Source organism: Acuticoccus sp. I52.16.1, assembly GCF_022865125.1.
Lineage (GTDB): Bacteria > Pseudomonadota > Alphaproteobacteria > Rhizobiales > Amorphaceae > Acuticoccus.
In genome coordinates, this window is record NZ_CP094828.1 from 3221912 (window position 1) to 3242362 (window position 20451).

Annotated in this window: 18 protein-coding genes; 6 read left to right on the forward strand and 12 right to left on the reverse strand. The window is 71.0% G+C overall.

Annotated elements, in window-relative coordinates:
- Positions 1–102 precede the first annotated feature (102 nt).
- Complete coding sequence (locus MRB58_RS14605) at positions 103–1449, reverse strand: aspartate aminotransferase family protein (RefSeq protein ID WP_244777856.1); 1347 nt, start codon at positions 1447–1449, stop codon at positions 103–105.
- 165 nt (positions 1450–1614) lie between these two features.
- Here MRB58_RS14605 and MRB58_RS24825 point away from each other — a divergent pair, with 165 nt between their 5' ends.
- Complete coding sequence (locus tag MRB58_RS24825) at positions 1615–1740, forward strand: hypothetical protein (RefSeq protein ID WP_256461674.1); 126 nt, start codon at positions 1615–1617, stop codon at positions 1738–1740.
- 19 nt (positions 1741–1759) lie between these two features.
- Here MRB58_RS24825 and cls read toward each other — a convergent pair whose 3' ends face one another.
- The gene (cls, locus tag MRB58_RS14610; RefSeq protein ID WP_244777857.1) at positions 1760–3190 is read right to left on the reverse strand and encodes a cardiolipin synthase; all 1431 of its coding nucleotides are present in this window, start codon (positions 3188–3190) and stop codon (positions 1760–1762) included.
- A gap of 192 nt (positions 3191–3382) precedes the next feature.
- On the opposite strand from cls, the gene MRB58_RS14615 reads away from it, so the two are divergent.
- Entirely contained in the window at positions 3383–4633 is a 1251-nt protein-coding gene (locus MRB58_RS14615) for an FAD-binding oxidoreductase (RefSeq protein WP_244777858.1), read from the forward strand.
- Positions 4634–4656: 23 nt separating this feature from the next.
- Here the strand turns inward: MRB58_RS14615 and MRB58_RS14620 are convergent, their stop codons facing one another.
- From MRB58_RS14620 to MRB58_RS14655, 8 genes are all read right to left on the reverse strand, one after another.
- Positions 4657–5940, reverse strand: coding sequence for a M20/M25/M40 family metallo-hydrolase (locus MRB58_RS14620; RefSeq protein WP_244777859.1), 1284 nt, complete (start codon positions 5938–5940; stop codon positions 4657–4659).
- Positions 5941–5970: 30 nt separating this feature from the next.
- A complete protein-coding gene (locus MRB58_RS14625) occupies positions 5971–6966 on the reverse strand; it encodes an ABC transporter ATP-binding protein (RefSeq protein ID WP_244777860.1) in 996 nt (331 codons plus the stop codon).
- Complete coding sequence (locus MRB58_RS14630) at positions 6963–7964, reverse strand: ABC transporter ATP-binding protein (protein WP_244777861.1); 1002 nt, start codon at positions 7962–7964, stop codon at positions 6963–6965. Before MRB58_RS14630 ends, MRB58_RS14625 begins: the two co-directional genes overlap by 4 nt.
- A gap of 8 nt (positions 7965–7972) precedes the next feature.
- A complete protein-coding gene (locus tag MRB58_RS14635) occupies positions 7973–8842 on the reverse strand; it encodes an ABC transporter permease (RefSeq protein ID WP_244777862.1) in 870 nt (289 codons plus the stop codon).
- Positions 8842–9783, reverse strand: coding sequence for an ABC transporter permease (locus tag MRB58_RS14640; RefSeq protein ID WP_244777863.1), 942 nt, complete (start codon positions 9781–9783; stop codon positions 8842–8844). Before MRB58_RS14640 ends, MRB58_RS14635 begins: the two co-directional genes overlap by 1 nt.
- Before the next feature lie 40 nt (positions 9784–9823).
- Positions 9824–10858, reverse strand: a complete 1035-nt coding sequence (locus tag MRB58_RS14645; RefSeq protein WP_244777864.1) for a phosphotriesterase — start codon at positions 10856–10858, stop codon at positions 9824–9826.
- 54 nt (positions 10859–10912) lie between these two features.
- Positions 10913–12220, reverse strand: a complete 1308-nt coding sequence (locus MRB58_RS14650) for an aspartate aminotransferase family protein (RefSeq protein WP_244777865.1) — start codon at positions 12218–12220, stop codon at positions 10913–10915.
- A 69-nt stretch (positions 12221–12289) separates the two neighbouring features.
- Positions 12290–13945 (reverse strand): ABC transporter substrate-binding protein, encoded by a 1656-nt coding sequence (locus MRB58_RS14655; RefSeq protein WP_244777866.1) that lies wholly within the window; start codon positions 13943–13945, stop codon positions 12290–12292.
- Positions 13946–14442: 497 nt separating this feature from the next.
- Between MRB58_RS14655 and MRB58_RS14660 the strand changes: the two genes are divergently transcribed.
- Positions 14443–15105 (forward strand): GntR family transcriptional regulator, encoded by a 663-nt coding sequence (locus MRB58_RS14660; protein ID WP_244777867.1) that lies wholly within the window; start codon positions 14443–14445, stop codon positions 15103–15105.
- Positions 15106–15134: 29 nt separating this feature from the next.
- On the opposite strand, the gene hutC is transcribed toward MRB58_RS14660, so the two are convergent.
- Entirely contained in the window at positions 15135–15866 is a 732-nt protein-coding gene (gene hutC / locus MRB58_RS14665) for a histidine utilization repressor (protein WP_244777868.1), read from the reverse strand.
- A 213-nt stretch (positions 15867–16079) separates the two neighbouring features.
- On the opposite strand from hutC, the gene hisC reads away from it, so the two are divergent.
- A complete protein-coding gene (gene hisC / locus MRB58_RS14670) occupies positions 16080–17201 on the forward strand; it encodes a histidinol-phosphate transaminase (RefSeq protein WP_244777869.1) in 1122 nt (373 codons plus the stop codon).
- 17 nt (positions 17202–17218) lie between these two features.
- Here the strand turns inward: hisC and MRB58_RS14675 are convergent, their stop codons facing one another.
- Positions 17219–18181 (reverse strand): hydroxymethylglutaryl-CoA lyase, encoded by a 963-nt coding sequence (locus MRB58_RS14675; protein ID WP_244777870.1) that lies wholly within the window; start codon positions 18179–18181, stop codon positions 17219–17221.
- Positions 18182–18285: 104 nt separating this feature from the next.
- Between MRB58_RS14675 and MRB58_RS14680 the strand changes: the two genes are divergently transcribed.
- Both MRB58_RS14680 and MRB58_RS14685 read left to right on the forward strand, forming a co-directional pair.
- Positions 18286–19539 (forward strand): CaiB/BaiF CoA-transferase family protein, encoded by a 1254-nt coding sequence (locus MRB58_RS14680; protein ID WP_244777871.1) that lies wholly within the window; start codon positions 18286–18288, stop codon positions 19537–19539.
- A complete protein-coding gene (locus MRB58_RS14685; protein WP_244777872.1) occupies positions 19536–20435 on the forward strand; it encodes a CoA ester lyase in 900 nt (299 codons plus the stop codon). The genes MRB58_RS14680 and MRB58_RS14685 overlap by 4 nt, the downstream gene beginning before the upstream one ends.
- The last annotated feature ends 16 nt before the right edge of the window (positions 20436–20451 follow it).

Sequence of the window (20451 nt, forward strand, 5' to 3'; positions counted from 1 at the left end):
TCGCCGGCGCAGAGGGTGGGAAGGCGTCGGAGCCGCCATGTTGTCCCGGCGGGGAAGGCCGCGTCCACCTCCTCCTGGACTATGGCCGCGCCGACTGCGCCGTCAGGCCGCCTGCCGCGCGCACTCGGCGAGGGCGTCGCCGATGCCGAGCGCGAGCCGGTCGACGATCTCGTCGATGTCGGCGGCGGTGACGATGTAGGGCGGGGCGAGGATGACGTGGTCGCCGGCATGCCCGTCGATGGTGCCGTTCATCGGGTAGCAGGCGAGCCCGCGGCGGAAGGCGGCGTACTTGATCCGGTCGGCGAGGCCGAGTTCCGGATCGAACGGTGCCTTGGTGGCCCGGTCGGCGACCATCTCCACGGCGTAGAAGAGGCCGCGCCCGCGGATCTCGCCGACGTTGGGGTGGTCGCCGAGCCGCGCCCGGAGCGCCGCGGCGAGGTCGTGCCCGCGCGCGGCGCAGTTGGCGACGAGGTCGTCCTCCGCCATCACCCGCTGCACCGCGAGCGCGGCGGCGCAGGCGATGGGGTGGGCCGAATAGGTGTGGCCGTGGCGGTGGATGCCGGAGCCGGCCTCCATGGCGGCGACGACGCGCTCGGCGATGAGGAGCCCGCCGATCGGCTGGTAGCCGCCGCCGAGGCCCTTGGCGACGATCTCGATGTCCGGGGCGATGCCCTCCTGCTCGAAGGCGTGGAGGGTGCCGGTGCGACCCATGCCGCACATCACCTCGTCGAGCACCAGGAGGGCGCCGTGCCGGTCGCAGATCTCGCGCAGGCCGGTGAAGTAGCCCGGCGGCGCGGCGACGCAGCCGAGCGTCGCGCCGACCACCGGCTCGGCGAAGACGGCGGCGACGCGGCCAGGGCCGACGCGCTGGAAGGTCTCCTCGTATTCGGCCAGCAGGCGGGCGACGTAGGCGGCGTCGTCCTCGCCGTCCGTCTTGCCGCGGTAGGGGTAGCAGGGCGAGACGAGGGCGACCGTCTGCGGCAGGATCGCCTCGTATGGCGGGCGGCGGATCATGTTGCCGCTGACGCCGAGCGCGCCGAGGGTGTTGCCGTGGTAGCTCTGGCGGCGGGCGATGAAGCGGTCGCGCTGCGGCTCGCCGATCTCCAGCATGTACTGGCGGGCGAGCTTCAGCGCCGCCTCGGTCGCCTCCGAGCCGGAGGAGACGAAGTAGGCGCGGGCGAGGCCGGCCGGCTTGTGGCCGACGAGGATCTCGGCGAGCGCCTCGGCCGGCTCGTTGGAGTAGAGGCCGGTGTGGGCGTAGGCGAGGCGGTCCAGCTGATCGCGCAATGCGGCCAGCACGCGCGGATGGCTGTGCCCGATGGACGCGACGGCGGCGCCGCCGGACCCGTCGATCACGGTGTGGCCGCTCGTGTCGGTCAGGCGGATGCCGCGACCGTCGCGGGCGATGGCCGGCGCGGATTTCAGGTTGCGGTGTAGGAGTGCGCTCATGGCGGTGCCTCGTGTCGGCCGCAGGGCGCCAGCGCGCGCGGCGAAGGCGAAAGCCGGGTGATTCGCGAAAGACGTCCCCCGTCGTACTCCCGCGAGCGGAGTTCCGGCAACCGCCGACGGACGGCTAGGCGCCCACGTCGCGGGCCGAGGCGGCGCTCGCCCGGCTTGCTGCTCCTGCGCACGATGGCACAGCTTTCCGAGCCCGCCTTCGTCGCCCTCGTCGCCGAAGTCTACGAGCTGCCCGGCGTCCGCGTCGAGCTGGACATGATCATCGCCGTGCCGGCGAAATAACGCGTCACCGGCGCCGGGCTCACAGCACCGGGCCGACGATCGCCAGCGCGTTGTTCCAGAGGCGGCGAGCGAAGCTCCACCCCGCGACCTCGCCCGCCTCGACCCGCCGCGCACGGGCGACGTAGCCGGCCTGGCGCCGGCGCACCGCGTCGGTCAGGGCCGGGTCCTCGAAGAGGATGTTGTTCTCGTAGTTCAGCTCGAAGCTGCGGCGGTCCATGTTGGCCGAGCCGATCAGGGTGACGCGGCCGTCGAGCGTCAGCGACTTGGTGTGGAGGAGGCCGGGAGTGAACTCGTAGATCGTCACTCCGGCGGCGAGGAGGTCGGCATAGTAGCTGCGGCTGGCGGCGCCGACGGCGAAGTCGTCGTTGCGGGCGGGCAGGATCAACGTCACGTCCACCCCGCGGCGGGCGGCCGAGCAGAACGCCGCCTGCACCGCCCCCACCGGAATATAATAGGGCGTGCTGACGACCAGCTCCCGCTGCGCGGCGTAGATCAGCGTGGCGAAGATCTCCGGCATCGCCGCATGCGCGCCGGTCGGCCCGGTGGCCACCGCAGCGGCGGGGAAGCCGCCCTCCACAACGGTCAGCGGGGCGGCCAGTAACGGGGTCAGATCCTCGTCGACCTCCTCCATCCAGTCACTGGCGAAGATGCAGTTGTTCTGCCGCGCCACCGGGCCCTCGAAGCGGATCATGGCATCGACCCAGGGCGCGAACCGCGCCTTCGGCAGGAAGGCCGGGTCGGCGCAGTTCTGGCTGCCGCAGTAGGTCACCCGGTTGTCGACGACGACGATCTTGCGGTGGTTGCGCAGGTCGATCCGCCCGATCAGCACGCGCAGCAGCGGGTTGCCGACCGGCAGCGCGCAGGCGAGCCGCACGCCCGCCTCGCCCATGCGCGCCCACAGCGCGGAGCGCACCAGCGCATGGGAGCCGACGTCGTCCACCAGCGCCCGGCAGGTGACGCCGCGCCGGGCCGCCCGTATCAGCGCCTCGGCGACCTTCGTCCCGTTCCCGTCCGGCAGCCAGATGTAGAAGCCGACGTGCACGTGCTCGTCCGCGTCGTCGATGTCGGCCACGATCGCGTTGATGGTGGGGTCGCCCTCCGGCATGAGGTCGCCGCGATTGCCGGCCAGCGGTGCAAAGTCGCCGATCGACCGGGTGAGCGCGAAGAGCGGCGCGACATCGGCGCTCACGGCGCCCGCCGCGTCCGCCGCCCCGAACCCCGGCGCCCGCTCCAACGCGGCCAGCGTATGGGCGACACGGTGGTGCCGGTGCGCGCGGGCCCGCCCCATGCGCGTCTCGCCGACCAGCAGGTAGGCCAGCATGCCGATCACCGGGACGGCCAGGACGACGACGATCCACGCCGCGCGAGCGGCCGGGTCGCGGTGCGGGCGGATTATGACACGCACCACCAGCACCACCTGGAGGGCGAGGTGCAACAGCAGGAAAAGCATCCGCGAGGCGCTCCGACATTGGCATGGCCGGTTCGCACCGGGGGGACGCGAATCATAGCGGAAAACCGGGGCGAAGCGGCAACCCCGATGCGCCCCGGCGGCGGATCCGTCTTGCACGCGAGGCCGTCTCGGGCGAGACCCGCAGCCGGGTCCCGTGGCGGCGGTCCGCCGCGCAACAGGTCGAGGGTGACGATGGAAGACCGATCGATCGCGGTGGTCGGCGGCGGGCTGGTGGGACTGTGCACCGCCTTCCATCTCATGCGCCGCGGCGCGGCGGTGACGGTGATCGACCGGTCCTTCGGCCTGGACGGGGCGTCGTCCGGCAATGCCGGGTCGCTCAGTCCGGGGGCGGTGCTGCCGGTCGCCTATCGCGGCATGGTGCGGGACATCCCGCGCATGCTGCTCGACCCGGAAGGGCCGCTGCGGGTGACGCCGGGCGGGCTGGTGCGGCACGCGGGGTGGCTGGCCCGCTTCCTGCGCGAGGGGCGCCAGGAGCGCATCCGCGCCGCCGCCGGCACGATGGCCAAGCTGATCCCCGCGAGCCTCGCCAAGCACACCGAGCTGTTGGACGCCATCGGCTCGTCCGATCTCCTGCGGGCCGACGGCCAGCTCCACCTCTACCCCGACGCCGAGGCCCGCGAGCGGGACCGCTTCGGGTGGGAGCTGCGCCGGGCTCACGGGGTGGTCGCGCACGAACTCACGCGGGACGAGCTGCTGGAGGTCGAACCCTCAATCGGCCCCGGCTACACGGCGGGCGTCTTCCTGCCGCACCAGGGCATGATCGTCGATCCGGGCGACTATGTCGGGCGGCTGCGCGGCGTCCTGCGGCAGAGCGGCGCCACCCTGGTCGAGGACGAGGTGCGCACCGTGGAGACCGGCGCGGGCGGCAAGGTGCGGCTCGTCGGCGCGCGGCAGACGCTCGAATGCGAGGAGATGGTGCTGTGCGCGGGGGCATGGTCGGCCGACGTCGTGCGGCGGCTGGGGGTGCGTATCCCGCTCGCCAACCAGCGCGGATTCCACGTTTCCTTCGCCGACAGCGGTGTCGCGCTGCAGCGGGTGGTGGTGATCGCCGACCGCAAAGTCTTCGTCACCCCGATGCGGCGGGGGCTGCGCGCGGCGGGGACGGTGGAGATCACGCCGCTCTCGGCCAAGGTGGACATGCGCCGGGCGGAGGCGCTGGTGGGTCACGTGCAGCGGGTCTGGCCGCAGGTGCGAACCGAGCCGCGCGAGCGGTGGTCCGGCGAGCGGCCTTGCCTCCCCGACTCGCTTCCCGTGATGGGGCCGTGCCAGGGGCATCCGAACGTGTGGTTCAACTTCGGCCATGGCCACGTCGGGCTCACGCTGTCGGCCGTGTGTGGCGAGGAGATCGCCAAGTCGATGGCCGCGCGCCGGCCGAGCGAACTCGTCCGCCTGTTCGACCACACCCGGTTCGCCGACGCCTGACGCCGGCGCCCCGCCGGCGGGTCTCAGGCCGGGTCGAGCCCGCCCGCGGCGATCTCCAGCATGGTGCGGCCGATCGTGGTCACGCCCGCGGCGAAGGGAGCCTTGGCGAGGCGTTCGTCCGGATTGTGGCTGCCGCCCTCGTTCTGCACCAGGACCACGGCCGCCGGGATGCCCGCCCGCGCGAACATCGCCGCGTCGTGGCCGACGGTGGGGATGTCCGTCGCGGCGATGCCGGCCGCCGCGGCGCTGCGATGCAGCATCGTGCGCAGCACCGGTGGGATCGGCGTCGGCGGCGTTCCGGTCTCTTCGCCGAGCATGAAGGTGACGCCGCGCCGCTCCTCGATGCCGGCGATCGTTTCCAGGGCCAGCGCGCGCGCCGCGTCCTGCACCGTGGGCGAGGTGCTGCCGACGTTGAGGCTGAAGGCGACCTCGCCGGCGACCTTCGTCATCGCGTGCGCGGCCGGGTCGGTCGCGAACTTGCCGACGGTGGCGACGAAATCCTCGTCGCCACCGTCGATGCGCTGCGCCCAGTATCCGTCGATCACCAGCGCCAGCTCGGCGACCGCGAGCACCGCGTCGCGCCGGAAGCGGCGGGGGAGGGCGGCGGAGTGGGCATACTCGCCCCGGCACAGGGCGTCGGGGAACCGCACGTTGCCACGGATCGACGTGGCGATGCCGACGGGGACGCCGGCCTCGAGCAGCAGCGGGCCCTGCTCGATGTGCATCTCGATGAAGGCCGGCGTGTTCTGCCCGGTCAGCGGCGGGGCGACGGCCTCCCCCGCGCGCGGATAGCCGAGCGCCGCGACGTGCGCGGCCAGCGTCTCGCCGCTGTCGACCCGCACCATCGGCCCCAGCTCGTCGAGGGTGGAGAGGCCGAGGAGCAAGCGGCTGCCGAGGTAGGCGGTGCCGAACCAGGGGCTCTCTTCGCACCGCATAGCGATCGCCCGCAGCGGCACCCCGGCCCCGGCCGCCTGTGCGGCGGCGACGACGGCGAGCGCGGCGGCGACGCCGGCGAACCCGTCGAAGTTGCCGCCGTGGGGGACGGTGTCCATGTGCGAGCCGCTGGTGACGGCGGGCGCCGCCGCGTCCTGCCCGGCGGGGGTGACGACGAGGTTGCCGTAGGGGTCGGACGCGACGTCGAGCCCGGTCTCGGCGGCGAAGCGGCGCACCGCGTCGGCGGCGATCTCCTCGGCCGGGCTCCAGGCGGGGCGCGTGATGCCGGGCGCATCGGCGGTGCGCGTGCCGACCTGCGCCATCATGGCCCATGCCCGGTCGATCGCCTCGGGCAGCGCGGTGTCGAAGCTCATGCGGGTCTCCGGGTTGAGGTCGGCGAGGGGCTACACCTCGAACGTGGGTCCGCTCGGCTCGAGGAGGTGGCAGCTGGCGACGTGGCCGGGGGTCAGCTCACGCATCTGCGGCACCTCGGTTCGGCAGCGGTGGAAGGCGTGGGGGCAGCGGGTGTGGAAGCGGCAGCCGGCCGGCGGGTTGAGCGGGCTCGGCAGGTCGCCCTCGAGAACGATGCGGTCGCGCTTGCGCCCCGGCTCCGGCCGCGGCACGGCCGACATCAACGCCTTGGTGTAGGGGTGCTGCGGGCGCGCGTAGAGCGCGGCCTTGTCCGCCAGCTCGACGATCTGGCCCAGGTACATCACCGCCACGCGATGGCTGATGTGCTCCACCACCGCCAGATCGTGGGCGATGAAGAGGTAGGAGATCGCGAACTCGGCCTGCAGGTCCATCAGCAGGTTGATGACCTGCGCCTGCACCGAAACGTCGAGCGCGGAGACCGATTCGTCGCACACGATCACCCGCGGCTCCGGCGCGAGGGCGCGGGCGATGCCGATGCGCTGCCGCTGGCCGCCCGAGAACTCGTACGGGTAACGCTCCGCGGCGTTCTTCGGCAGGCCGACACGGTCGATCAGCTCGGCCACGCGCCGGGCCTGATCGGCGCGGCTGCCGAGGCCGAAGTTGCGCAACGGCTCGGCGATGATCGCGCCCACCGTCATGCGCGGGTTGAGCGACGAATAGGGGTCCTGGAACACCACCTGCAACGATTGGCGCAGCTTGCGCATCGCCCCGGCGCCCAGCGCGTCGATCCGCGCGCCGTCGAGCCGCACCTCGCCGGCGGTCGGCGGGATCAGGCCGAGGATGGTCTTGCCGGCGGTCGACTTGCCGCAGCCCGACTCGCCGACGAGACCCAGCGTCTCGCCGGTGCCGAGCGAGAAGTCGATCCCGTCGACCGCGTGGACCGTGGCGCCGGCGCGGGCGAAGAGGCCCTTGCGTACGGGGAAGTGCTTCTTCAGCCCGCTGACGCCGAGGACTTCGGCCCCGCTCATGCCGGCACCTCCAGCGCGACCCGGTCGCTGTGGAAGCAGGCGGCGAGGTGGCGCTCGCCCTCGGCGACCAGCGGCGGCACCGTGGTGCGGCAGATGTCGCTCGCCAGCGGGCAGCGCGGGGCGAAGGCGCAGGACATGAGCGGCTCCTTCAGGGACGGCACGCTGCCCGGCATCTCCTTGAGGCGCGTCGAAGTGCCGAGCGCGGAAGAGCCGAGCTTGGGGATCGAGCCGAACAGGCCGGCCGTGTAGGGGTGGCGCGGCCGCTCGAACAGCGCCTCCACCGGCGCCTCCTCGATCTTGCGGCCGGCGTACATGACGACGACGTGGTCGGCGATCTCAGCCACCACGCCGAGGTCGTGGGTGATGAAGAGCATCGCCATGTTGGTCCGCTCCTTCAGCTCGGCCAGCAGATCGAGGATCTGCGCCTGGATGGTGACGTCGAGCGCGGTGGTCGGCTCGTCGGCGATAAGGAGTTGGGGCGAGCAGGCGATCGCCATCGCGATCATCACCCGCTGGCGCATCCCGCCCGACAGCTCGTGCGGATATTCCCGCGCGCGCCGGCTCGGCTCGGGGATCTGCACGCTCGCCAGGAGGTCGACCGCCATCATTTCGGCCGCCTTCTTCGAGACGTCCTCGTGCAGCTCGATCGTCTCGGCGATCTGCCGGCCGACGGTGAGCACGGGGTTCAGCGACGTCATCGGCTCCTGGAAGATCATCGAGATGTCGTTGCCGCGGACCTGACGCATGCGCGCCTCCGAGGCGGTGACGAGATCCTCGCCGTTGAAGCGCACGGCGCCGCCGGCGATGCGGCCGATCTTGGCCGGCAGCAGGCGCATCAGCGACAGCGAGGTGACGCTCTTGCCGCAGCCCGATTCGCCGACGAGGCCGACGGTCTGCCCCGGTGCGATGTCGAACGAGACGCCGTCGACGGCGCGCACCTCGCCGCCCTGGGCGCGGAAGTGGGTGCGCAGGTCTTCGACCTGGAGGAGGGGGGTCATCGCGGCCCTCACAGCTGGCGCGACAGGCGCGGGTCGAGGGCGTCGCGCAGCCCGTCGCCGATGAGGTTCACGGCGAGCACGGTGAGCGACAGGAAGAGGCCGGGAAAGAGGATGATCTGCGGCGCGAGGGTGAAGTAGGCGCGCCCCTCGGCCATGATGTTGCCCCAGCTCGGCACGTCCGGCGGCGTGCCGGCGCCGATGAAGGAGAGCACCGCCTCGAGGAGCATCGCCGCGGCGCAGACGTAGCTCCCCTGCACCAGCAGCGGTGCGACGGTATTGGGCACCATGTGGCGCACCAGGATGGTGGTGTAGGTGGCGCCCGAGGCGACCGCGGCCTCGATGAACGGCTGCTCGCGCAGGGAGAGGACGACGCCGCGCACCAGGCGGGCGACGCGCGGCGTCTCGGCGACCGTCAGCGCCAGGACGACGTTGCCGATGCCGGCGCCGTTGACCGCCATCAGCGCGATGGCGAGGAGCACCGGGGGGATCGCCATGAACCCGTCCAGCACGCGCATCAGCAGCGAGTCGGCGAGGCGATTGCTGCCGGCGACGAGGCCGAAGACGAGCCCCAGCGCCACGCTGCACAGCGCCACCGAGAATCCGATCATCAGCGAGATGCGCGCGCCGTAGATGGTGCGGCTGTAGATGTCGCGGCCCAGCATGTCGGTCCCGAACCAATGCTCCAGCGACGGGCCCTTGAGCCGGTCGAGCGGGAACACCTGTCGCGGGTCGACGGTGAGCGCGTAGGGCGCGAAGACGCCGGCGAGCGCGATGGCGAGGAGGATCGCCCCGCCCCACACGATCGTCGGGTGCCGGCGCATGGTGCGGCGCCAGCGCGGTGGCGCGGGGGCGAGCGCCCCGGTGGCTGCGTCGGCCATCAGTAGCGGATCCTCGGGTCGAAGAGGCAGTAGCTGAGGTCGACCAGGAGGTTGATCAGCACGTAGACCGCGGAGAACACGAGGATCACGCCCTGGATGACGGGGAAGTCGCGCCGCAGGATGGCGTCGACCGTGAGGCGCCCCATGCCGGGGATGGCGAACACCGTCTCGGTGATGACGACGCCGCCGATCAGCATCGCGACGCCCAGCCCGATGACGGTGACGATCGGCACCGCGGCGTTCTTCAGCGCGTGCCGCGTCAGCATCGGCCGCTCGGCCATCCCCTTGGCGCGTGCGGTGCGGATATAATCCTGCGACAGGACGTCCAGCATCGAGGCGCGAGTGATGCGCGAGACGAGCGCCATCAAGGTCAGCCCCAGCGCCAGAGAGGGGAGCACCATGTGCCGCACCGCGCCGACCGGATCCTCGAACGGGCTGACGTAGCCCTGCACCGGCAGGACGCCCAGCCATACCGAGAACACCCAGATGAGAATGTAGGCGACCACGAAGACCGGGACCGAGAAGCCCAGCACCGCGAACGCCATCACCGCCCGGTCGGCGAACCGCCCGGCCTGCCACGCCGCCAGCACGCCCAGCGGCACGGAGACGACGATGACGAGCAGCATGGTGGTGAGCGTCAGCACCGCCGTCGGCTCGACGCGCTGCAGGATGAGCTGCGTCACCGGCCGGTTGCTGTAGAGCGAGTTGCCGAGGTCGCCCTGCAACGCGGCGAGCACCCAGTCGGCGAAGCGCACCAGGAACGGGTCGTCGAGACCCATGCGGGCGCGGATCTGGGCGATCTCATCGCCCGTCGCCATGTCGCCGGCGACGATCGCGGCCGGGTCGCCGGCACTGAAGTAGAGCAGCGAGAAGACGATCAGTGCCACGATCAACATGGTGGGGATCGTCGCGACGAGGCGGCGGGCGATGTAGGCCAGCATCAGCCCGGCGCCGCCCTGCGGTGGCGCATCATGACGGCGCTCACTGGATCGTCAGGAGGCGGCGCGGGTTACCGACCATGACGGCGTCGATCTCCGCCTCGGTCCAGCCCATCTCGCGCATCATGGGGATGACGTTGCGGTAGATGTGCCCGTAGCCGTGGCCGCCGTAGGACTGCAGGCGCGTCGCAAAGCAGATGTCGTGCGAGATGACGATCTGGTCGAGATGGCCGCGGTCGATCAGCATGCGGATGTCGCGCAGGCGCTTGGCGTCGTTGGGGAGCTGCACGGTGGGGTTGGGCGCGTAGTAGGCGTTCTCCTGGCCGAAGAGGTCCCACTCCAGGATGAGACCGGTGTCGGCCAGCTGCTTCAGGCGGTCGTCGTCGTGGATGGTGCGGTCGATGTGGGAGATGATGAGCCGGGTGAGGTCGCCGTCGTGCTCGCGGAAGAACTCGACCACCTCCATCGGGTGGTCCTCCTGCCGACCGGGGTGGACGTTGACGCAGGCCCCCGTCTCGCGCTGGGCGATGATGGCGCCGGCCATGACACGCTTCTCGAGGTCGACCCAGGGCGACTCGCAGCCGATCTCGCCGATCAGCCCGGCCTTCACGTCCGTCCCCCACAGGCCCTTGGTGACCTGCTCGACCATCTCGGTGGCGAAGCTGTCGATGTCGCGCTCGTAGTTGGCGGCGTCCTGGTAGCCGTGGACGTAGTGGCCGCAACCCATGACGATGTGCGTGCCGGTGGCCTTGGCGATGTCGCGCAGGCCCTCCGGATCGGGCTCCAGGCCGCCGATGGTCAGTTCGACGATGGCGTTGCCGCCGGCCGCCTTCATCCAGTCCACCTCGCGGATGGCGACGTCCTTGTCCTGGATCGGCACCTTGGGCGCGCCGGAGCGGCCGTAGTTGAGGTCGAACGTATTCTCCAGGGTGACCGCTTCGGGCGGGGTCGGGTTCCCCCGCTTGGCGGGCGGGACGATGTTGCACAGGAGGTGCTCGTGCATCAGCGTCGGGCCGAGCGCTTCGGGGGCGATGGGGCCGAGGACGGTCTCGATCCGGCCGTGGGACAGGTCAGTCATCTGGGATCTCGGTTCGTATGAGGGACGGGGCGCCCGGCGCGCGGCCGGACGGCCTCAGGCGAGGAGGCTGCGGCGCGTCTGGACGAAGGACTCGACCGCGGCGGCGAGCTGGTCCTCCTCCGCCTTCCCCATGGGGAGCGAGAGGTTGATCATGCCCCGCCGCGCCATCCACACGCCGGCGTCGACCATGTCGAAGAAGAAGAGCGCCTTGAGCCGCTGGTCGCTGGTCGCGGCGGCGGCGGTCGACACGATCGGCTCGCGCGTGGTGTGCGCGGTCATCATCGAGCCGATGCCGGAGAACTGGAGGCAGGCGCCGGCGTCGGCGGCGATGGCGTTGAGCCGTTCGCGCAGGGCGTCGCCGCGGGCGTTGTGCGCCTCGACGACGTCGGGGGTGTAGACCTTCGTCATCGCGGCGACACCGGCGGACATCGTCAGCACGTTGTTGTTGAAGGTGCCGGCGTGGGCGAGCATGTCGGGCTGGTTGGGATCGAAACGGCGCATCAGGTCCGCCCGGCCGCCGAACGCGCCGAAGGTGAGCCCGCCGCCGATATATTTGCCGAGCGTCATGAGGTCGGGCGTGATGCCGAGGGTCTTCTGCAGGCCGCCGACGGTGAGGCGCGAGGTCATCACCTCGTCGAAGACGAGAAGCGCGCCGGTGCGGTCGGCGAGGTCGCGCAGGGACATCAGGAACTCGCGAGTGGCGGGGATGCAGCCGCCCGAGCCCATCATCGGCTCGACGACGATGGCGGCGAGGTCGCCCTCCGCCTCGGCCGCCGCCGCTTCCGCCGAGGCCGCGTCGTTGTAGGTCATCATCACGTAAGGGAAGGGGGCGTTCAGCGGGTTCTCGCCGGCGAACATCAGCATGCTGCCGTGATAGCCGCCGTTCGCCACCATCACCTTGGAGCGCCCCGTCAGCGTGCGGGCGAGGCCGATCGCGAGGAGGTTCGATTCCGTGCCCGAGTTGGTGAAGCGCACCCGCTCCAGCGCCGGGAAGCGCTCGCACAGCACGGCCGCCAGCTCGGCCTCCATGCGGGTGTGACCGCCGAGCGTGAGACCGCCGTCGAGCGCGGTGTCGATCGCGGCGCGGATCACCGGGTCGGAGTGGCCGAAGAGGCCGGCGGTGTACTCGCCCAGGCCGTCGAGATAGCGCACGCCGTCGAGCGAGGTGACGTAGCACCCCTCGCCCCCGACCAGCGTCATCGGGAACGGCTCGTGGAAGAGCACGGTGCGGGTGTTGCCGCCGGGCAGGACCGCGGACGCGGTCTCATGCTGGGCGAGGCTTTTGGGATTTTTGGCCGCGAAGCGGTCGATCGCGTCGCTGAGGGCGGTGTCGATCGACGCGTTGGAAAGGGTCGCGTCCATGGGGCCTCCGGTGGTCACGGGAAAGGACGAGGGGACGATCCCCCCGCCGGGCGTCGCACAATGGCGCCGTCAGTCGGTTTTTTCGATGTTCCAGAACACCGGGGTGCCGCCGGCGAGCACACCGTCCACACGATCGCTGCGGAAAGCGACGGGGCGGTAGAACTGGCCGACGAAGACGTACGGCACGACCTGGAAGAAGCGCTCCTGGATGGCGTCCATCGTCGCCTTGCGCTCGGCCTCGGTGGCGGCGTTGGCGAAGGAGAGGCGCAGCGCCTCCAGCTCCTCGTCGGCCGCCCAGCCGTACCAGTTCGAGCCGCCGGGAGTGGTGTCGAGCGGGACGTTGGTGATCGGGTTCTGCATCGAGTAGCCGCCCCACCAGGTCGGGAAAATGTGGTAGCCGTCCGGATCCTCGCTGGGCGGGTTCTTGTTGGTGCGGCGGGTGACGAGGGTGCCCCAGTCGGTCGCCTGAAGGTCCACGTTGATGCCGAGGTCGCGCAGATGCTGGGCGAAGACGAGCACCATGTTGTGCATCACGCCCTGGTCGGTCGGGTCGAGGACGACGATGGGCGAGCCGTCGTAGCCGGCCTTGTCCATCAGCTCGTCGACGGTCGCCTGCAGGTCGGCGTCCTTGAACTGGTCGGTGCCGGCCTCGGTCGCGAACGGCGAGCCGCAGATGAACGGCGTCAGGCAGACCTCATAGTAATCCGGCAGGCCGACCATCGCGGCGAGATACTCCTCCTGCCGCGCCTGGACGATGTGCAGGATGGCGAGGCGCGCCTCGGGCTTGTCGAACGGCGGGGCGTAGCTGTTGGGCCGCAGCATGCCCTGGTAGCCGACCGGGTCGATGATGATGCTCTCGGTGGTCGGATTGGCGTCGAGCACCGGCAGCAGGTCGTGCGGCGGGAACTCCAGCATGTCGACCTCGCCGGCGACGAGAGCGTTCACCGCGGTGCCGCTGTCGGGGATGACGGTCCACTCGATGGTGCCGACCTTGGCGACCTTGCCGCCGGCGAACCCGTCGGCCGGCTCGTCGCGCGGCACGTAGGTGGGGCTGGCGTGGTAGACGATGCGCGAACCGGGCTGCCAGGCCTCCTCGTCGAACACGAACGGGCCGGAGCCGATAACGGTCTTCACCTGCTCGAACGCGTCGGTGGTCGCCTCTTCCTCGCGCATGACGAAGACGGGGCGGCTGTTGGAGCCGAACGCCATCTCGACCATGCCGAACGGTTCGTCGAGCGTGAGGGTGAAAGTCTTCGGGTCGACCACCTCGTAGACGGCACCGCGGGCGTTCATCAGCTTGCCCTCCGGCGAGCGGACCGACCAGCGCTCGATCGAGGCGACGGCGTCGGCCGCTTCCACCGGGCTCCCGTCGCTGAAGGCGAGGCCGTCGCGCAGGACGAACGTGTAGGTCAGCCCGTCGTCGCTGACGGTATGGCTCTCCAGCATCTGATATTGCGGCACGAACTCGCTATCGAGCGCGAAGAGCGTGTCGTAGACGAGGAAGGCGTGCTCGGCGGTGATCTGCGCGGTGGTCCACACCGGGTCGAGGATCGCGAGGTCGGCCTGCGGGACCACCGTCAGCGTCGTGTCGGGCACCGCCTGCTGCGCGGAAAGCGGCGCCGGCAGCGCGCTCGACAGCGTCAGCGCGACGGCGAGCGCGCCGACCCCTCGGAGGAGCGTACGGCGAAGCGTGCCGCGGCGGTTCGGGTGGGTCTCGGGCGACATGACCTTCTCCTTGTTGGCGGGCGCGCACCCTGTCGCGACCTCACGGGCGGCGCCTCCGGCCGACGGGGATCGGCACGGCGGACGCCGGGTCGCGGCGAGGGCTGGACGGACCGGGGCGATGCTCCGGGCGTAAGAGGTTCGGCCGGGCCGAGGCTCGGCGGGGCCCGGCGACGGGGGCCGTCGGCGGGCCGGGTATCATGGCAGGGCGGGGCCACGGGGGGCGCGCATGCGCCGGTGCCGGGCGTTTCGGGAGCCGCCGAGTTGTTCGCAGGCCGCCATGGCGGTACCAGCCCTACCGAGACCGTCCCACTCGTGACCCGCCTGGATCTGCATCGACCGCATGACCGCCATCTTTGCTCCAACTCGTCTAAGTCCAATTTGATATAGAGAATAAGACGCCGTGAAAGTCAAAATTTTGTGCGCCGATTGCTTGGGAAAGTGGCACATGTGCGGGTTGCGTTCGTGTCGATGAGAAACAAACGAGATGCTGTAATGTTATGAAAACAGGAGAAAATACGTCGAAGAAGGGCCTGACGCAGGCGGCCTATGGGATCATTCGCGAAGCCATCATGAGTGGCGGCTTCGAGCCCGGACAAAAGCTGTCGACGCGCAAAATTGCTGTATCAATCGATATCGGCATCACGCCGGTGCGCGAGGCTCTGGTGCGCCTGGTGGCCGAGCGCGCGCTCGAGGCGAACCTCCAGCGCTCGCCGCGGATCCCACTCCTGACGCGTGCGCGGGCGCGCGAGCTGATCGAGCTGCGCTCGCTGCTGGAAGGGCGTGCGGCCGAATACGCCGCCGCCGAGGCGAGCGCGGAGGAAATCGCGGCGCTACAGCGGATCTCGCTGGAGATCATGGCGGCGCGCGAGCAGAACGACCGCGCGCGCGACATCCGCAAGATCTACGAGTTCCACTTCACGCTGTACCGCTGCGCGCGGCGGACGGAGCTGATCGGCCTGATCGAGACGCTGTGGCTGCGCACCGGCCCGTATCTCAACCTGCTCTTCCCCGACTATACGAGGACGCAGTTCGGCGAGGGTCGGGGCCGGATCATCGCGGCCCTGCGCGCGCGAGACGGCGCCTCCGCCCGCCGCGAGATCGAGGACGACATTTCCGGTGCGCTGACCTTCATCATCGATCATGTGCTGACCGAGGACTGATCCGCCGGAGCGGCGGCGCGCGGCCGGGGCTACAGCGTGCCCTTGAGCGGCTGGAAGTGGCCGGTGAACTGATAGCGGTCGCCGGGGTGGGTGATCTCGACGTAGGTGACCGTGCGCCCGCCTTGCCAGGTCTGGCGGGACAGGACCAGGCACGGCGCCCCCTTCGGCATGTCGAGTTCGCGGGCGATCGTGGCGTCGGCGGCGATCGCCCGGATGACATGGCGCGCCTCCGACCAGGGGACGTGCTCCAAGAGCCAGCTTCCGGGCGGCTTGGTCTCGAATGTCTCGAACCGGGCGCGGGGCACGGCGTCCAGCATGATGAGCCGGCTCTCCAGCGCGTGCGGGCGGCCGCCGACGATGTGCAGGCAGGTGAGGCGGACCACCTCCTGGCGCGCGGCGGTGTCGATCCGCTCCGCCTCGGCCGGGTCGAGGCGCTCCACCTTCATCGAGCGGATCTTGAAGGCATAGTCGTGGCCGGCCGCCTTGGCGGCGGTCCCGATGTCCTGGATCTCCATGACCGTGCGCTCGATCTGCGGTTGGGTCACGAACGATCCGGCGCGCCGCTTGCGGATGATCATGCCGCGGTCGGCGAGCTGGCCGAGCGCCTTGTTCACCGTCATGCGCGAGCAGCCGTACTCCGCTTCGAGCTCATACTCGAACGGGATGCGCTGGCCGGGCTGCCAGCGTCCGTCCATGATCTTCGCCTCGATATCCTCGCAGATCCGCTGATGGATCGATTTCTGCGGTGCGGGCGGCGTCATGTCTCAGGCTCGCTTGGCGGCACCCTGTCTCCAATTCTCGGCCGTTCGGCCGGTATTTTCGCGACCATATGTCTACACATCAACAGCGTTCGGGGGTGCGCGCAACGGCGATGGTGGGCGGCCGTACGAGCCATGCACGAGGTTCGGCAGGAAGGTCGTTGACGGGGCGATTTTTCGCGTAATAAATATATACATATTGAGCCGGGAATCGCCATGTCGTCGTCGCACGCTCGCCTGCGTTTCAACCCCCACTTCGCCTCCCTCCCACACTACAACGCCGGCATGTCGGACGCCGAGGCCGGCCGCGCAAGCGCGGGGCGGGGCCTCGTCCGCCTCGCGAGCAACGAGAACCCCTACGGCCCGTCGCCGGCGGCGATCGCCGAAGTGGCGGCGATGGCCGCGGCGGTGTGGCGCTATCCGGAGGGCAAGGCCGACGCCCTGCGCGCCGCCATCGCCGCGCACGCCGGCCTCGCCATCGACCGCGTCGTCGCCGGAAACGGATCGGAAGCGCTGATCGCGGCCCTCTCGCGCGCGTTCCTGGAGCCGGGCGCGGAGGTCGTGACGGTGGCGCCGAGCTTCGGCCTCCACGAGATCGAGCCGCTCGCCCAGGGGGCCCGCGTCGTAAAGGTGGCCATGACGCCGGCGTTGGAGTTCGACGTCGCCGCGCTCCGGGACGCGATCGCCGCCGGCCCGCGCCTGGTCTTCCTCAGCTCGCCCTCGAACCCGGTCGGCTCGACGCTGTCGCGAGAGGATCTGGCGCGGCTCCTGGCGGCCGTGCCGCGCGGCACCGTCTTCGTCCTGGACGAGGCCTATGCCGAATTCCGGCGCGACGCCGACGCATTCGACCCGCTGGCGCTGGCGTTGGCGGCCGAGGTGGATTTCGTCACGCTGCGCACCTTTTCCAAGGCCTACGGGCTGGCCGGGCTGCGCATCGGCTACGCGCTCGCGTCGAGTGCGCAGGTCGCCGCGCTGATGCAGGCGGCGCTCACGCCGTTCAACGTCAACGCCGCGGCCCAGCGTGCCGCCGTCGCCGCCCTCGCCGACGAGCCCTTCATGCGCGCCACGGTGGCGACGATCGCCGCCGAGCGGGACCGCCTCGCCGCCGCGCTCGTGGCGCGGGGGTATGCGGTGGCGCGCTCGGAGGCGAACTTCCTGTTCTTCGACGCGCGTCGGGAGGCGGACGGCATCGCCGCGGCGCTCCTTCGCGAAGGGGTCATCGTCAAGCCGTGGACGGAGGCGGGCTACACTCGCTTCGTGCGCGTCACCGTCGGCCGGCCCGAACACAGCGAGGCCTTCCTCGCTGCGCTGGACCGGGTGGCGAGGCCGGCGGGCTGACCGCGCCGGCGGGGCGATCACACCGGCGGATCCGTCGGTGCGAGCGTCGCGCGGCGGTGCCCGGCGCGGAAGACCTTGCCCGGCAGGGGGCGCCCGACGAGCCGCTGCGCCAGGTGCGCCGCGTCCGTCAGCCGGTCGAGGTCGAGCCCCGTTTCGATCCCCATCTCGGCACACACGAAGGCGAAGTCTTCCGTCGCGATGTTGCCGGCCGCGCCCGTCAGGCCGGCGAAGGGGCAGCCGCCCAGCCCGCCGATCGACCCGTCGAACCGGTCGACGCCGAGCGCCAGCCCGGCGAGCGCGTTGGCGATGCCGCAGCCGCGCGTATCGTGCAGATGGAGCTTGACGGGAAGCTCCGGCCAGCGCTCGCGGATCGCGCCGACCACGCGGCTCACGAGCAGCGGATTGCCCCAGCCGGTGGTATCGGCGAGGTCCACCTCGTCGAGGCGAAAGCCATGGTCGCCGAGCAGATCCTCGACCCGCGCGATCATCGCCACGGTCCGCGCCTCCGGCACGTGCCCTTCGAACGTGCAGCCGAACGCCGTCATGACGCCGAGCGAGACGTCGCGCAGACCTTCCTCGGCGTAGATCTCGAGCCATTGCGGCATCGTCGCCAACGTCTCCTCGAACGAGCGGCCGACGTTGCGGCGGCCGAACGTCTCGCTGGTGGCGATGGAGAGCTTGGCGGTGAGGTCGGCGCCGGCGGTACGGGCCCGTTCCAGGCCGCGGCGATTGAGCCAGAGCGCGCGATAGGCGACCCCCGGCCGTCGTGCCAGCGCGGCGAAGACGGCGTCCGTGTCGGCCATCTGCGGCACGCGGCCCGGATGGACGAACGAGCCGACCTCGATCTCGGCGAGACCGCTCTCGGCGAGGGCGTCGACGAGGGCGAGCTTCTCGCCGACGTCGAGCCGGCGCTCTTCCATCTGCAAGCCGTCACGCGGGCCGACCTCCATAATATGTATACGCTTGGGATGGTCGCTCATGGCATCGCTCCTGCATGGCGTACTGCAGTCTATTTTTTCCAATAGACACCAAACTCGAATATTGTATATACATATTCGAGCCAGAAATCGAGTATCCCGCCGCTATGTTCGCCTCCAAGTCCTTCACCCCCGACGCGACCGGCCCGCTGCACGGCCTGAAGGTTCTGGACCTGTCCCGATTGGTCGCCGGCAACATGCTCAGCCTCCAGCTGGCCGACTTCGGCGCCGACGTCCTCAAGGTCGAGGGCGTCGCCAACGCCGACCCGCTGCGGGACTGGATGGTGGACGGACAGTCGCTGTTCTGGAAGGTCTACTGCCGCAACAAGCGCAGCCTCGCGGTGGACCTGCGGCAGGAGGCCGGAATGGCCGTCTTGACGCGCCTGATCGCCGAGGCCGACGTCCTGATCGAGAATTTCCGCCCCGGCACGCTGGAGGCGATGGGCCTCGCGCCCGAGGTTCTGCTGTCCCTCAACCCGCGCCTCGTCGTCGTTCGGATCTCGGGCTATGGGCAGACCGGGCCCTACCGCGGCCGGCCGGGCTACGGCACGCTGGTCGAGGGGCTCTCCGGCCTAGCCACCCGCCTCGGCTTCGAGGATCGGCCGCCGATCCTTCCTCCGCTCGCCCTGTCGGACCTGGTGTGCGGCATCTACGGCGCCTACGCGACGATGGTCGCCGTCCAGGCCCGCTCGCCCGGCGGTGGCGGCCAGGTGATCGACCTCAGCCTCCTCGAGACCACGATGACCCTGCTCGGCCCGCAGGCGGAGACCTTCCGGCAGACCGGACGGCTGCCGCGCCGCGACGGCAGCCGCTCCGAAATCGCCTGCCCCCGGAACGTCTTCCGCACGCGGGACGGGCGCTGGGTGTCGCTGTCGGCGCCGATGCAGTCCATGGTCGAACGCCTGTTCCGGGCGATCGGCCGGGCCGACATGATCGACGACCCCCGCTTCGCCACCAATGCCGCGCGCCTCGACAATGCCGACGCCTGCGAGGGGCCGATCGCCGATTTCATCGCCGCGCGCGACCTCGATGACGCCCTCGCCTTCTTCGACGCGGCGAGCGTCACCGTCGCGCCGGTCTACGATGTGGATCAGGTCGTCGCCGATCCGCACGTCCTGGAGCGCGAGGCGGTCGTCGACCTGCCGGATGCGGACTTGGGGCGGATCGCGATGCACAACATCGTCCCGCGCCTGTCGGATACGGCGGGCACCTTCCGCACGCCCGCGCCGGGCCATGGCGAGCACAGCCGCGAGGTGCTGACGGCGCTCGGCTTCGACGCCGGCGAGATCGATCGGATGGCGCGGGAGGGCGTCGTCCTCGCGCCGCTCGCTCCGGATCGCAGCGGGGTCGCGGCGCAATGACCGCCGACGAGCCGCCGCTGTGGCGTTCGCTCCTCTACGTGCCGGTCACGTCGGAGCGCTTCGTCGCCGGCGCGGGCCGGCGGGGCGCGGACGCCGTCATCCTCGATCTGGAGGATTCCATCCCGCCCGACCGCAAGGCCGCGGCGCGGGCCGCGTTGCCCGGCGCCGTCGACGCGCTGGCGGGCTGCGGCAGCGACATCGTCGTGCGGGTGAACGCGGAGTTGCGGCACCTGGCGGCGGACATCGAGGCGGCCGTGCGTCCCGGTGTGGATGCCTTGTGTCTGCCCAAGGTCCGCTCGGCCGACCATGTGCGGCTGATCGCAGAACTGGTGGACGCGCTGGAGCGTGAACGAGAGCTGCCGGCCGGGCGCATCTCCTTCATCGTCCTGATCGAGACGCTGGACGCGCTGGGCGCGGCGGGCGCCATCGCCGCGGCGCACGCGCGCGTCGCGGCGCTGAGCCTGGGCGACGAGGATTTCGCCACCGACGCCGGGATCGCGGCCTGTGAGGCGACGCTCGCCGGACCCAAGCAAGCGGTCGTCTTCGCCGCGCACCGGCACCGCCGGCTGGCGCTCGGCACGCTCGACACCATCGCCGACTTCGGCGACGTCGACGGGTACGCCGCGCTGGCCGCCCGCTCCCGGCGCTTCGGCTTCGACGGCGCGCCCTGCATCCACCCCACCCAGGTCGCTCCGCTCAACGCCGCCTTCACGCCGAGCGCGGACGAAGCCGCCGAGGCCGACGCCGTCCTCGCCGCGTTCGCCGCGGCGGCCCGCGAGGGACGCGGCGCCGTCGCCGCCGGCGGACGCATGATCGACGCGCCCGCGGTGGTCCGCGCCCGCGCCGTCCAGGATCGCCTGAGGCGTATCGGCCGGAAGGCCGACGCCCCGCGATGACACGCCACCATCGTCC

Excerpts from the sequence above, each read along its gene's own strand:
- MRB58_RS14605 (WP_244777856.1), bottom strand. The coding sequence starts at position 1,449 with ATGAGCGCACTCCTACACCGCAACCTGAAATCCGCGCCGGCCATCGCC.
- cls (WP_244777857.1), bottom strand. The coding sequence starts at position 3,190 with ATGCTTTTCCTGCTGTTGCACCTCGCCCTCCAGGTGGTGCTGGTGGTG.
- MRB58_RS14615 (WP_244777858.1), top strand. The coding sequence starts at position 3,383 with ATGGAAGACCGATCGATCGCGGTGGTCGGCGGCGGGCTGGTGGGACTG.
- MRB58_RS14620 (WP_244777859.1), bottom strand. The coding sequence starts at position 5,940 with ATGAGCTTCGACACCGCGCTGCCCGAGGCGATCGACCGGGCATGGGCC.
- MRB58_RS14625 (WP_244777860.1), bottom strand. The coding sequence starts at position 6,966 with ATGAGCGGGGCCGAAGTCCTCGGCGTCAGCGGGCTGAAGAAGCACTTC.
- MRB58_RS14630 (WP_244777861.1), bottom strand. The coding sequence starts at position 7,964 with ATGACCCCCCTCCTCCAGGTCGAAGACCTGCGCACCCACTTCCGCGCC.
- MRB58_RS14635 (WP_244777862.1), bottom strand. The coding sequence starts at position 8,842 with ATGGCCGACGCAGCCACCGGGGCGCTCGCCCCCGCGCCACCGCGCTGG.
- MRB58_RS14640 (WP_244777863.1), bottom strand. The coding sequence starts at position 9,783 with ATGCTGGCCTACATCGCCCGCCGCCTCGTCGCGACGATCCCCACCATG.
- MRB58_RS14645 (WP_244777864.1), bottom strand. The coding sequence starts at position 10,858 with ATGACTGACCTGTCCCACGGCCGGATCGAGACCGTCCTCGGCCCCATC.
- MRB58_RS14650 (WP_244777865.1), bottom strand. The coding sequence starts at position 12,220 with ATGGACGCGACCCTTTCCAACGCGTCGATCGACACCGCCCTCAGCGAC.
- MRB58_RS14655 (WP_244777866.1), bottom strand. The coding sequence starts at position 13,945 with ATGTCGCCCGAGACCCACCCGAACCGCCGCGGCACGCTTCGCCGTACG.
- MRB58_RS14660 (WP_244777867.1), top strand. The coding sequence starts at position 14,443 with ATGAAAACAGGAGAAAATACGTCGAAGAAGGGCCTGACGCAGGCGGCC.
- hutC (WP_244777868.1), bottom strand. The coding sequence starts at position 15,866 with ATGACGCCGCCCGCACCGCAGAAATCGATCCATCAGCGGATCTGCGAG.
- hisC (WP_244777869.1), top strand. The coding sequence starts at position 16,080 with ATGTCGTCGTCGCACGCTCGCCTGCGTTTCAACCCCCACTTCGCCTCC.
- MRB58_RS14675 (WP_244777870.1), bottom strand. The coding sequence starts at position 18,181 with ATGAGCGACCATCCCAAGCGTATACATATTATGGAGGTCGGCCCGCGT.
- MRB58_RS14680 (WP_244777871.1), top strand. The coding sequence starts at position 18,286 with ATGTTCGCCTCCAAGTCCTTCACCCCCGACGCGACCGGCCCGCTGCAC.
- MRB58_RS14685 (WP_244777872.1), top strand. The coding sequence starts at position 19,536 with ATGACCGCCGACGAGCCGCCGCTGTGGCGTTCGCTCCTCTACGTGCCG.